13 protein-coding genes are annotated in these 12,445 nt (G+C 61.5%); 4 read left to right on the top strand and 9 right to left on the bottom strand.

The window, feature by feature from the left end; genetic code table 11:
• Positions 1 to 51 precede the first annotated feature (51 nt).
• The 7 genes from L0U79_RS02235 to L0U79_RS02205 form a co-directional block, all read right to left on the bottom strand.
• Positions 52 to 666: a hypothetical protein gene (locus L0U79_RS02235; protein ID WP_233840263.1), complete on the bottom strand. Its 615-nt coding sequence runs from the start codon at positions 664 to 666 to the stop codon at positions 52 to 54.
• A 109-nt stretch (positions 667 to 775) separates the two neighbouring features.
• Complete coding sequence (gene hslU, locus L0U79_RS02230) at positions 776 to 2,119, bottom strand: ATP-dependent protease ATPase subunit HslU (RefSeq protein ID WP_233840262.1); 1,344 nt, start codon at positions 2,117 to 2,119, stop codon at positions 776 to 778.
• A 73-nt stretch (positions 2,120 to 2,192) separates the two neighbouring features.
• The gene (hslV, locus tag L0U79_RS02225) at positions 2,193 to 2,726 is read right to left on the bottom strand and encodes an ATP-dependent protease subunit HslV (RefSeq protein WP_188794044.1); all 534 of its coding nucleotides are present in this window, start codon (positions 2,724 to 2,726) and stop codon (positions 2,193 to 2,195) included.
• 152 nt (positions 2,727 to 2,878) lie between these two features.
• Complete coding sequence (gene xerC / locus L0U79_RS02220) at positions 2,879 to 3,766, bottom strand: tyrosine recombinase XerC (protein WP_233840261.1); 888 nt, start codon at positions 3,764 to 3,766, stop codon at positions 2,879 to 2,881.
• A gap of 8 nt (positions 3,767 to 3,774) precedes the next feature.
• The gene (locus tag L0U79_RS02215; protein WP_233840260.1) at positions 3,775 to 4,458 is read right to left on the bottom strand and encodes a DUF484 family protein; all 684 of its coding nucleotides are present in this window, start codon (positions 4,456 to 4,458) and stop codon (positions 3,775 to 3,777) included.
• Positions 4,459 to 4,516: 58 nt separating this feature from the next.
• Positions 4,517 to 5,353 (bottom strand): diaminopimelate epimerase, encoded by an 837-nt coding sequence (gene dapF / locus L0U79_RS02210; RefSeq protein WP_233840259.1) that lies wholly within the window; start codon positions 5,351 to 5,353, stop codon positions 4,517 to 4,519.
• A gap of 7 nt (positions 5,354 to 5,360) precedes the next feature.
• Positions 5,361 to 5,558, bottom strand: coding sequence for a lipoprotein (locus L0U79_RS02205; protein ID WP_233840258.1), 198 nt, complete (start codon positions 5,556 to 5,558; stop codon positions 5,361 to 5,363).
• Positions 5,559 to 5,659: 101 nt separating this feature from the next.
• Here L0U79_RS02205 and L0U79_RS02200 point away from each other — a divergent pair, with 101 nt between their 5' ends.
• Together L0U79_RS02200 and L0U79_RS02195 are read left to right on the top strand one after the other, a co-directional pair.
• Positions 5,660 to 6,349 (top strand): hypothetical protein, encoded by a 690-nt coding sequence (locus L0U79_RS02200; protein WP_233840257.1) that lies wholly within the window; start codon positions 5,660 to 5,662, stop codon positions 6,347 to 6,349.
• 112 nt (positions 6,350 to 6,461) lie between these two features.
• On the top strand, positions 6,462 to 6,740 hold the full coding sequence (locus L0U79_RS02195) for a hypothetical protein (protein ID WP_233840256.1): 279 nt from the start codon (positions 6,462 to 6,464) through the stop codon (positions 6,738 to 6,740).
• Between the two features lie 41 nt (positions 6,741 to 6,781).
• Here L0U79_RS02195 and L0U79_RS02190 read toward each other — a convergent pair whose 3' ends face one another.
• The gene (locus tag L0U79_RS02190; RefSeq protein WP_233840255.1) at positions 6,782 to 7,258 is read right to left on the bottom strand and encodes a GNAT family N-acetyltransferase; all 477 of its coding nucleotides are present in this window, start codon (positions 7,256 to 7,258) and stop codon (positions 6,782 to 6,784) included.
• A gap of 270 nt (positions 7,259 to 7,528) precedes the next feature.
• On the opposite strand from L0U79_RS02190, the gene L0U79_RS02185 reads away from it, so the two are divergent.
• The gene (locus tag L0U79_RS02185; RefSeq protein ID WP_233840254.1) at positions 7,529 to 9,013 is read left to right on the top strand and encodes a RimK family protein; all 1,485 of its coding nucleotides are present in this window, start codon (positions 7,529 to 7,531) and stop codon (positions 9,011 to 9,013) included.
• 169 nt (positions 9,014 to 9,182) lie between these two features.
• Here L0U79_RS02185 and L0U79_RS02180 read toward each other — a convergent pair whose 3' ends face one another.
• Positions 9,183 to 9,440: a hypothetical protein gene (locus L0U79_RS02180; protein ID WP_233840253.1), complete on the bottom strand. Its 258-nt coding sequence runs from the start codon at positions 9,438 to 9,440 to the stop codon at positions 9,183 to 9,185.
• A gap of 439 nt (positions 9,441 to 9,879) precedes the next feature.
• Between L0U79_RS02180 and L0U79_RS02175 the strand changes: the two genes are divergently transcribed.
• Entirely contained in the window at positions 9,880 to 12,351 is a 2,472-nt protein-coding gene (locus L0U79_RS02175) for a TonB-dependent receptor (protein ID WP_233840252.1), read from the top strand.
• The last annotated feature ends 94 nt before the right edge of the window (positions 12,352 to 12,445 follow it).

Genomic DNA, 12,445 nt, shown 5'->3' with positions numbered 1-12,445 from the left:
TACGCCAAAAACAAAGCCCGCCAAACGGCGGGCTTCTTTGTGTCGAAAGATTCAGTGCGCCTGGCCGACGCCGGAATCGCCTTGTACGAGCGGCGGCGGCGCGCCCGCCACGGCGAGCAGGGATTGCGCGTAGCCGTCTTCCATCGTCACGGTGGACACTTCGTCCCACGCGAAGAAGGACGGTTCGCGCAGCCACTCCGCGTCGGGGGTGATTTCCTGCATGTTGAAACCGTCTTCTTCGACGCTGATCAAGCGACCGATATAGCAGACTTCCGACTCGTCTTCGCTGTCCACATGCACGCCGATCACCGGCGCCGTCGCGCTGGCCGATTGCACCACCTCGCGAATAGTGTCGAGCGGGAAGCTCGGCGGGAGACGCGGCACCAGGTTCTTCAGCGTCAGCGCCTTCTCCATAAAGTTCGCGTGCTTGTCCGGCGTTTCGAGCTCGGTGATGTCGCGGTGACGCATGACGTACATGCCGTCGTAGGTGATGCCGTCACCGACGACCCACAACAGGAAAAATTCCCGGCCCACACTGGCGACGTAACCGCAGAAGCTGCCGTGTTCGAGTTCGCCGCGCCATAACCTCACCAGTTGCTGCTTCTGTTGCGCTTCGCGGAGTTGCGCACGCTGACCGGTGGTCTTCAGTTCAATGATCTTGCCCATGGTCAATATTTTACCAGAGGGGGTCCGACCGCTTGTTTACAGCCCGCTAACCGCCTCGATGAACCTATAATATTCTTACTATACAATCACTTAATGTATATCCCCCGAGTCAGAGGATATACCGGCTCAAATCCTCGTCCTGCACCAGGCTGGCGAGATTCTTATCCACATATTCGGCGCTGATCACATAGTTTTCGCCGGATTTGTCCGCAGCTTCGTAGGAGATCTTCTCCAGAAGACGCTCCATCACGGTGTGAAGGCGGCGGGCGCCGATGTTTTCGGTGCGCTCGTTCACTTGGTAGGCCACCTCGGCCAGCCGGTCGATGCCGGTCTCGTCGAAGGTGAGGGAGACGCCCTCGGTGCCGAGCAAGGCCACGTACTGTTTGGTCAACGCATTGTGCGGTTCGCGCAGGATGCGCTTGAAGTCGTCCACCGACAGCGCCGACAGCTCGACGCGAATCGGCAGGCGGCCTTGTAGCTCCGGAATCAGATCCGAGGGCTTGGCTAGCGAGAACGCGCCCGACGCAATGAAGAGCATGTGATCGGTCTTGATCGGCCCGTACTTGGTAGACACAGTGGAGCCTTCCACCAATGGCAGCAGGTCGCGCTGTACGCCCTCGCGGCTGACGCCCGCGCCGCCCCATTCGGAGCGCTGCGCGACCTTATCGATCTCGTCGATAAAGACGATACCGTTCTGCTCGGCGGCTTCCATCGCCTGCGCGCGAATTTCTTCGTCGTTGAGCAGGCGGCTGGCTTCTTCTTCGATCAACAGCGGACGCGCGGCCTTGATCGGCAGCTTGCGCTTTTGCGTGCGCGCGCCACCGAGGTTCTGGAACATCTGGCGCAACTGCTGGCCCATCTCTTCCATGCCCGGCGGCGACATGATTTCCACGCCGACATTCATGGCGACATCGAGTTCGATCTCGCGATCGTCCAGCGCGCCTTCGCGCAACTGCTTGCGCAACTTCTGACGCGTATCGTTTTCGATCGACGAGGCGGCCGGCGCCGGATCGTGCGTCCAATCGGTGGGCGCTTGGCGGCGCGGCAGCAACGCGTCCAGGATGCGATCTTCGGCGCGATCTTCGGCCTGCGTGCGCACGCGTTTCATCGCTTGCTCGCGTGTGAGTTTGTAGGCGACGTCGGCGAGATCGCGCACGATCGATTCCACGTCTTTGCCGACGTAACCGACCTCGGTGAACTTGGTGGCTTCCACCTTCACAAACGGCGCATTCGCAAGCGTCGCCAGGCGACGCGCGATTTCGGTCTTGCCAACGCCGGTGGGACCGATCATCAAAATATTCTTCGGCGTGACTTCCTCGCGCAGCGCGGGCTCGAGCTGCATGCGGCGCCAGCGATTGCGCAGCGCGATCGCCACCGCGCGCTTGGCGTTGTGCTGGCCGATGATGAAGCGATCGAGTTCGTTGACGATTTCGCGGGGAGTGAGTTCGGACATGATTTAACCCAGGGGGCAGGATCGGGAAACGGAGAACGTCGGCATCACGGGAACGCAATGTCCCGCGCGCGCATTACAGCTCTTCGATCGTGGTGTTGTGATTGGTGTAGATGCAGATGTCGCCAGCGATCTTCAATGCGCGCTCGACGATGGCGCGCGCATCCAGATCGGTGTTTTCCATCAAGGCGAGCGCGGCCGACTGTGCGTACGGGCCGCCGGAGCCGATGGCGATCAAGCCGTGTTCGGGTTCCAGCACGTCGCCGTTGCCGGAAATCAGCAGCGAGGCGTCTTTGTCGGCCACCGCCAACATCGCTTCGAGACGGCCCAGGCGGCGATCGGTGCGCCATTCCTTGGCCATCTCCACGGCAGCGCGGGTGAGGTTGCCACTGTGCTTGTCCAGCTTCTGCTCGAACAGTTCGAACAGCGTGAACGCATCGGCGGTCGCGCCGGCGAAGCCGGCGAGCACGTCGCCCTTGCCCAGGCGGCGGATCTTGCGCGCATTCGCCTTCATCACGGTATTGCCCAGCGTGACCTGACCGTCGCCGCCGATCACCACGCGCCCGTTGCGGCGCACCGAGATGATGGTGGTTGCATGGAACGATTCCATGAAAATCTCCGAAAGAAACCCAGACCCGCAAAAGTGGGGCCGTCAGGCCCGAATCCAAGGCGTTGGGGGTGGATTCGCCGGGAGGGTCGGCGCCGCCGCCGCGTACCAGGGCGCCGGGCGGCACCGTGGCGATCCAGTCACGGTGGTCGCGCTCAGCCTTTGCGCCGTGCGCGCGGATGCGCGGCGTCGTAGACCTTCGCCAGATGCTGAAAATCCAGATGCGTATAGATTTGCGTGGTGGCGATATCTGCGTGACCGAGCAACTCTTGCACCGCGCGCAAATCGCCGGACGATTCCAGCATATGGCTGGCGAACGTGTGACGCAGTAAATGCGGATGCACGTGCTTGGCGAAACCTTGCCGCATGGCGAGCGTCTTCATGCGCGCCTGCACCGTGCGCGGACTGATCGGCGCGCCGTGTCGTCCGCGAAAAACCGGCGTTTCCGGTTCGCGTCCTTCCGCGTCGCCCAACGCGCGAAGTGCGGCGATGGCGTGTCGCCCGACGGGAACGATGCGCGTCTTTCGGCCCTTGCCCAGCACGCGCACTTCGCCCGCGTCCAGATCGAGATCCAGCCAGCGCAAGCCGATCAATTCGGAAAGACGCAGGCCCGACGAATAAAACAACTCAAGCATGGCGCGGTCGCGTACGCCGAGCGCATCGTCGCCTTCGCCTTCTACCAAGGTGGTCGCTTCGTCGACATCCAATACCTGTGGCAACTTGCGATGTACCTTCGGTCCGCGCACGCCGACCAGCGGATCGTGCGACAAGGATCCTTCGCGCGTGAGTTGACGAAACAAGCTTCGGCAGGAGGAAAGCAGGCGCTGCAAACTCTTCGGCGACAAACCCGCGCGATGTTCAGACGCCACGAAACCGCGCATGCGATGCGCATCCAGCTTGTCGAACGATGCAATCTGTTGACGTTGCATATACGCCATCAACTTCGCCAGATCGCGGCGATAACCGTCGATGGTGTGCGGCGATGCCTTCCGTTCGCCGGCCAGTCGCGCGAGCCACGCATCGACTTGGGCCTGTGCGTCCATCGCTACGCTCAAGCGCCGTCCTGCAAACGCGCGAGCGTTGCGGTGACGGTGGCGGCAATCATCTTGAGAAACAGCGTGCCCATGCCCGGCTGAAAGTGATCGGGATCGCGACTGCCGAGCGCAAGCAACCCCAACTCGCCCAGCGGCATCAGCGCGGCCGACTTGATGTGCGGCGCCTGCGATCCGAACAAACGGTTCAGACGTTCGGCCGAAAGGCGGCCGGAGATGGGTTCGTGATGCGGCAGAAAATCGGCGAATTCCGGCATGGCGGAGCGACCGGCCGGTTCGTACAACAGCCAGTCGGCCGGCGGCAGCACCACGTCGCCGAACAGCACTAGGCGAATTTGATCGGTGCTGAAATCTTCCGACAGCCGGGCCACCACGCTGCGCGCGGCGACGCCCGGCGTGTTGGCGCGCAGGATGGCGACATTAAGCTCATGCACGCGCAACATCAGGCGTTCGTTTTCCGCCGCGATGGTCGTCAGCTCGCGAAGCTTCTGCTCCAGTTCGCTGTTCTTGTCGCGCAGGGTTTGCGATTGATACGCCGCCAGCGATGCCGCGGCGCCCTGTTCGCGCGGCAAGGTCAGCAGCATGGCCAGATCGGGGTAATCGCTGAGAAAAGCCGGATGCTGGCGCAGATACGCGGCCACATCGCTGGCTTTGATCGTGTCGTCGAGCAGGGCGTGAGTCATGCGCAAAAACCTCTCTGAACGCGGTCAAGTCGGAGTGTGCGATGAGTGGGCCCCTGCATCAATCACCCAGCCACTCGCCTTCGAATACAAAGGTAGCAGGACCGGTCATCCAGAGTCTGTCGCCAGGACCGGTCCAGTCGATTTGCAGTGTGCCGCCGGGAAGGTCGACACGCACCTGCCCATCGACTTCGCCCCGGCGACGAAGTACGGCCATCGCTGCGCATGCGCCCGTGCCGCAAGCCAACGTCCAGCCCGAACCGCGCTCGTGAACGCGCAGGCGCACGTGTTGCGTGCTCAATTTCTGCACAAATCCGGCATTCGCGCCTTCCGGGAAATGCGCATGGGATGTCAACGCGGGACCGAGGCGCGCCAAGCGCGGCGCCTGCAGATCGTCCACCGTCATCACGGCGTGAGGATTTCCCATCGACACCGCGCCGATATCGACCGTTTCGCCGTCCACTGATAATGCATAGCGATCGGCGGGGTTGGAGGCGTTGAATGGAATGCGCGCCGGTTCGAAAATCGGCTCGCCCATATCCACCGTCACGCGATCCGCATCGACCATTCGCACGACCACAGGACCGGACGGACTCTGGATCTGCACCGTATCGCCAATGCCCAGCTCGCCCGCGCGCTGCAGCCACGCCGCCACGCAGCGCACGCCGTTGCCGCACTGGCCCGACGGCGAACCGTCCGCATTCCAGATGCCGTAATAGAACGCGCTGGAACCGTCGCGCGCCGGCTCCACGCTCAACAATTGATCAAATCCGACGCCGGTATGGCGATCCGCCATGGCCCGAATCGTGGATGGGTTCAAGGCCAGCGCGCGGTCGCGGCTGTCGATCACGGCGAAGTCGTTGCCGCTGCCGTGCATCTTGGAAAAACGCAACGTCATGCTCGCGTCAGTTTCCGCTCGTCGGCTTGGTCGACACGCTGCTTGTCGAAGCCGGTGTCGTCGCGGTGCTCGACGTCGCCGGCGCGGGCGCTGGATGCGCGGCGGCAGGCGCAGCTCGCGGGTAGTACAACGGACCCTTGTTGCCGCAGCCGGAGATCGCGGCGATGGCGAGGCAGGTCGGCAGCAGCAAAATCGATCGACGCATGGGCGAATCCTCGGAAAACGCTCGCAGTATAGCCAAGCCGCGAGCTCGGCACCGTTTATCATGGATGTCTTGCAAGGGAGTTGCGGAACGTCGGAGTCCCCATGAATTGGAATGAATTGCTACGCCTTCCCACCACCCTGCTGGCGATCGGGGCAGGCATCGTTGTGCTGATTGCGCTGACCCAGTTGCTGTCGGCGCGCCACCACGTGCATCACCGTCGTCATCTCGCGGCGGTTGTGCATACCTTGCTGCTGTTGGTCTTTGTCGCGCTGGCGGCGTTGCTGGGCGGCGCCGCGATGACGCTGCGCGGTTATCGCTTTCTCAGCGAAGAGGAACCGGTCGTGCAGATCGATGCGCGCATCCTGACGCCGCAACGCTGGGCGCTCACGGTGACCTGGCCCGACGGCACATCGCGCAATGCGCAGCTGGCCGGCGACGACTTCCAGGTCGACGCTTATGTGCTGAAGTGGAAGCTGCCCGCCATGTTGGCCGGCGTAGCGCCGCTATACCGCCTCGACCGCATTTCAGGCCGCTACGACGACGCCAGCCAGGAAATGAACGCGCCGCGCACGGTGATCGATTTCAGCCAGGCCGGCACGGGCGATCTGTTCGATTTGAAGAAACAAGTACCGACGTGGTTTCCCGAAGTGGATACGGTATTCGGCAGCGCCGCATTCCTGCCGCTGGTGGACGGCGGTCACTACAGCGTGAGCCTGATGCGGACCGGCGCCTTGGTTGCGCGTCCGGACGACGCGACGGCGCAACGCATTGGACAACGGTTGGGCGGTTGATCGGCGCGCCGTCGAAAGAATGCGTCGCAAGAAATCCTCGTAGCTGCGGTCATAAGGCGATGCTAGATTCGCCTCTCCGTCCAACTGCATCGCAGACAAAGGGGAACAACGCATGAAACGCATCGCACTCGTCGCCATGACGGCAGGTCTCGCCGTGTTCGCCACCGCGGCCATCGCCCAGCAGCCGGTTCGCGACGTCAGCGGCAAACGCCATCCGAACATCGCCGCCGCACAGCGCCTGGTCGACCAGGCATACAAGCGCGTCGTCGATGCGCAGAAGGCCAACGAATTCGATTTGGGCGGTCACGCGCAACACGCGAAGGAACTGCTCGATCAGGCCAACGCCGAACTCAAGCAGGCAGCGGAAGCCTCCAACGAAAACCATCGCTGATCGCGGACGCAACGAAAAGGCCTCCCAGTGGGAGGCCTTTTTCATGTCAGCGTTTTCTCGTAGACAAACGCATCCGAGCCGTCTTCATAGAACGCTTTCTTGATCGGATGCACGCGGCGGTAACCCAGCCGCTCGTACAAACGGATGGCGCTGTCGTTGTCCGTGCGCACTTCCAGCCGCAAGGCGTCGCAGTGTCGCTGCTGTGCGGCCATCTCGGCCGCTTCGATCAAGGCCGTGCCCACGCCCTTGCCGCGCGCCTCCGGCAGACTGGCGATCGAATACAAGCGCGCCGCGCGACTGCCCTTGCGAAAGAACACCATGGCCGTGCCGAGAAAGCGGCGATGATTCGCGCTCGCCACCAACACCCGCGCCGTATCGCTGTCCAGGTGACGGCGAAACTGCGCGCGGCTGATCTTGTCGCTGTCGAACGTCGCCTCTTCCAGCGCGACCAGGTCGTCCAGGTCGGAAAGTTCGGCGCGGCGCACCCGCACGGCGGCGGTAGCTGGCGATCGGGTCATCAGGTCTCTCGTCGAAGGCGCCGGCAGCGGGCCGGGCGCGTCTACCCAAGGTGATACGCGGTGGTTTTGAGCAAGCGCGGCACTCTAGTGCAGTCGCGCCCGGAAATCATCCCGCAGAAGGCACACGCGCGCAGATCGGGCCGCGCATTTAGGCTTGCTTCATCGGGTGCTCTTGTGTGCTTCGCCGAGGTGCAAGAAACTGCCGCCTTGCGCTGCGCCGCCTCGTTCCCCGACGTGACGACGTCCACCTTCCGGTTTCTTTGAGGTGCCATGACCCGACTCGTCATCGTCGTCGAGAAAGCTTCTGACTGGGGCTCCTACTATCCGTCTGTCGACGTGGTCACCGCCATGGATTACCTGCGCGAGCCGGTAGGCGGCGACGACGAGCGCACGCACGTGATCAATCTCTGTCGCAGCTACAAGTACCTGGGCACGGGTTACTACGTGTCGCTGTTGGCCGAAGCGCGTGGACATCGCGTGATGCCCTCGGTGCGCACGGTCAACGATCTGCGCCGGCGGTCCCTGTACGGCCTGGCGATCGACGACCTCAACGCCAAGCTCACGCACTTCCTGCCTGCGGGCGGCCGCGACACCACCGATTTCGGCACCCTCGTGTACTTCGGCGAAACCTCGCACCCGGCGCTGCAGGACTTGGCGCGGCAGGTGTTCGAAATGTTCCCGTGCCCGCTGCTGCGCATCGAATTCGAGCGCGAGCGCCTTTGGCAGATCTCGTCGATCAAACCGGTCGGCCTGCACACGCTGGACGACGCGCAGGAAGACGCCTTCGCCGACGAACTGGATCGCTTCTCCAAAAAGCTGTGGCGCAAGCCGCGCCAGCGGAAGGCATATCGCTACGACGTCGCCATGCTGGTCGACCCGAACGAAGCGATGCCGCCGTCCAACAAGAAGGCGCTGAAGTCGTTTATCTCAGCCGGCAAGGAACTGGGCATCGAAGTCGATCCCATCGGCAAGAACGATTACCAACGGCTCGCCGAATACGACGGCCTGTTTATTCGCGAAACCACGGCGAGCGACAACCACACCTATATCTTCGCGCACAAGGCGGAACGCGAAGGCATGGTGGTGATCGACGATCCGAGCTCCATCTTGCGTTGCACGAACAAGATCTTCCTCAACGACTTGATGGTGTCGCGCAAACTCGCCGTGCCGCGCACGGAGATTCTGTATCGTGACGACGCGAAAGGTCTGAAAGACGTCGCCGAAAAACTCGGTTATCCGCTCGTACTGAAAATTCCCGACGGCTCGTTCTCGCGCGGCGTCGTCAAAGTGGAAAGCGAAGCGGAATTCGAAAAGGCCACCGGCGAACTGTTTCAACACAGCGCGCTGTTGCTGGCGCAGGAATACGTCTACACCGATTTCGACTGGCGCATCGGCGTGCTCAATCGCGAGCCGCTGTACGCATGCAAGTACTACATGTCGCGCGGTCACTGGCAGATCTACAACCATGGCGCGAAAGGCACGGCGAAATCCGGCGGCTTCGAAACCATTCCGCCGCGCGATGTGCCGGCCGAAGTGGTGAAGCTTGCGCTCAAAGCCACCAGCGCAGTGGGCGATGGTCTCTACGGCGTGGACTTGAAACAGGTCGGCGACAAAGCGGTGGTGATCGAAGTCAACGACAACCCGTCCATCGATGCCGGCGTGGAAGACGCGTATCTCGGCGAAGATTTGTATCGCCGCATCATGCAGGAGTTTTTGCGGCGCATGGAACGCAAGCGCATGGGCATCATCGCCTAATCATGAGCGCGCTCGTGGGTTGTTCCGACCTACCCGTCCCTGGGTAAGCCGGAATCGTGGCGCGCTCCATCGCGCCGGCCGCCAGTTGCGACCACTCCATTCCAACCGGCGACTTTCCCTGGCTGCGGCGTTCCTGCCGCAGCGGCTCCACTGCCAAGCGGAATTCCGATCAGTTCCAGATCAACTGCGATGTCGTGCGACGGCGCTGTCTGCGTACGTTCAACAATTGCCGCGGCAAACGCGGTTCCAACGTCAGCGCCACCGCCAGCGGCGCGATAAACAGCCAGAAGAATGGCGTCCAGCCGAGCAGCTCGGTGTGGGCAGGAACGAGCGTCGTGGCAAGCAGCAAACTGCCGCCGAACCACCACAGCAACGATGCGGCGAGCAGGCGCGCGTGTCGGCTGGAATCGATGGCGTTGCGATGCATGGCGAACTCCGAAGCGGGACGATGGATGGAGCTTGCCCGGCGCTCGTCTCATAGGCTGCGATGGCGACTCTCTCGACGACTTGGGTGTCGCGATGACGGCGCGCGGCGCACTGCGCTTGGGTTTCAAACGCTGCTGTGTTCACTGATAAAACCGATGTGCAAATGAGATGCGGTGTTTCCTTTGCATCGCCCACATCGCGCGTGATTCCTTCGTGATATAGCGACGAGCTTGCTCATAACTGACAGACGAGTCGCGCAATATGTGCAATCCATCGCAACGTGCGTCGTGCGCGCGCACTTGTCTTGACCCAGGCATGACTTTCGACCTACTTTCGAATCGGCAGCACGAGGGGAGTGCGCGCCAACGTGTCGGGGAGACACGTTTTTAATTCCAATTCCATTTGCATTTTCATCCTTTTGAAACGGGGAGGGGTCTCTCATGCCTCATGATTTGCATTTGCCGTCGTTCCGACGACATGCGCTTTGGCTTTCGATGGTGTCCGCCTTACTGCTTTCCGCTACGGTGGTTCATGCGCAAGACACCACATCACAAGACACCACGACACAAGATCAGAAGAACGCCAAACAATTGCAGCAAGTCGTCGTCACGGGCACGCGCACGAACACTCGCACCGTCAACGAATCACTCGCGCCTATCGATGTACTGACGCCCACCGATCTGGCGTCCACCGGCGCCGGCGATCTGGCGACCGCACTGAATCGACTGCTTCCTTCCTTGGATTTTCCCAAGCCGGCCATTAACGACGGCAACGATGCGTTGCGTCCGGCCTCGCTGCGCGGACTTTCTCCCGACGACGTACTCGTCTTGGTCAACGGCAAGCGTTATCACACCTCGGCACTGGTCAATTACAACGAAAGCGTGGGCCGCGGTTCGGCGCCGGTGGATCTCAACTCGATTCCGATCGCCGCCATCGACCATATCGAAGTGCTACGTGATGGCGCATCGGCGCAATACGGTTCCGACGCGATTGCGGGCGTGGTCAACATCATCCTCAAAGGCGCGCCCGGCCCCGGCAAGAACAGCGTGGACGTGTATGGCGGCGTGATGGATGTCGGCGACGGCGCCAACAACGGCGTGGAAGGTTCGGTCGCGATTCCGCTCGGCGGCGAAGAAGGCAAGGCGCCGGGTTGGGCGCGGTTTAGCTGGAATTATCAGAGCGTGATGAATACCAATCGCGCGGAAACTACCGATCCTACGTTCAATTATCCACCGCGCGATTTCGTCAACAATCCGTATCCGCCACCGACACCTTATGAACGCTACGGCGAACCTGCCGAGAAGGTGTATCAGGGCGTCCTCAACATGGAATACAAACTCGGCGGCGGCGTCGAGCTGTACGGCGATTTGATCATGGGCAAGCGCGACGTAACCTCCAACGGTTACTGGCGCATGTGGAACAACCCCGATCGCAACGTCACCGCGGTGTATCCCGATGGTTTTCTGCCGCACATCGTCAATCCGACGCGCGATTATCAAGGCACCTTGGGACTCAAAGGGCAGGCCTGGGATTGGAATTGGGATCTGTCGGGCACGTACGGCGAGAACGACCTGATCTTCGACGTCACCAACTCCATCAACACCAATCTTTATCACTCCACCGGGTCGTCGCCGACATCCTTCTTCGCCGGTCGTTACGCCACCAAACTTGGCGTGATCAATTTCGATGCGGCGCGCGAATTCAGTCTGGGCTTCTTGAAGAATCCGCTGACCGTCGCCTGGGGCGTGGAATACAAGAAAGACGAATACGACGTCGGCGCGGGCGAGCCCGCATCGTATTACTTCAATCCCTTAGCGCTCGATCCCAGCGGCAGCGTTTATCCGGGCGGATCGCAGGTGTGGCCGGGCATCACGCCGAATCTTGCCGGCAACTTCAGCCGACACAACTACGCCGCGTACTTCGATCTAGAAAACGACATTACCGACAAGTTCTCCGCCGGCGTGGCCGGTCGCTATGAAAACTACTCGGGCGGCGTCGGCTCGGTGGTGTCGGGCAAACTATCCGGACGCTACCAAGTGACGGACACGTTTGCAGTGCGCGCCACGGCCTCCAACGGTTTCCGCGCGCCGTCGATGGCGCAGGTGAACTACAGCTCCACCGTGACCCTGGTATCGAACGCACAGCTCGTGCAGGTGGGTACGTTGCGACCGAACGATCCGTTGGCGATCGCCTACGGCGCCAAACCGCTGACGCCGGAGAAATCGTCGAACTACTCGTTGGGTTTCGTGTTTCAACCGTTCGACAAGCTCAACGCGACGTTGGACGTGTATCAGATCCGCATTTGGCATCAAATCCTTTACAGCGATCCGCTCACCAACACCAACCCGAACTTTCCGCAGATTGCGCAGCTTCAATTCTTCGTCAATGGCGGCAACACGCGCACGCGCGGCGCGGATTTGGTGGTGAACTACAACACCGATCTGGGCGATTGGGGACACCTCAACAACGGTGTGAGCGCCAACTACAACCAGGTGCATATCGAGCAGATCGACAATCCCAATCTGCTGGGTCCGTACAACCAGGGTTTGTTGACCAAGGGCACGCCGCGCACCAAATACGTGCTGTACAGCGATTGGCTGCGTAGCGGATGGGATGTGCACGCGGACCTGACGCGCTACGGTTCGGTGACCGATGTTTCCGATCCCGACATCGGGCTGGTCGGCCAGAAGTTCGCGCCGCGCTGGTTGTTGGATTTGTCCATCAACTACAGCTTGGAACACTGGATCTTTGCAGCCGGCGCCGACAACGTCACCAATCAATTTCCCACCAAGGTGGCGCTGTCGAACAACGGCGGTTACGAAGATCGCACGAACGGTTTGCAGTACTCGGCGCTTTCGCCGTTCGGTTTCGATGGCCGCTATTGGTACGGCAAGGTGACGTACCGCTGGTAAGCGATGCGAAAACGCCCTCCCCTGCATGCAGGGGAGGGTTGTTCAAAAGGGACAGCGTCAAAGCGCTTACAATGATGGGCCACGCAGGAGCCCA

The sequence above is a fragment of the Dyella sp. 2HG41-7 genome, from assembly GCF_021390675.1.
In the GTDB taxonomy this organism is placed as follows: Bacteria; Pseudomonadota; Gammaproteobacteria; order Xanthomonadales; family Rhodanobacteraceae; genus Dyella_B.
The sequence above is the reverse complement of the archived record's forward strand: the minus strand, read 5'-3'. Positions and strand labels throughout refer to the sequence as shown.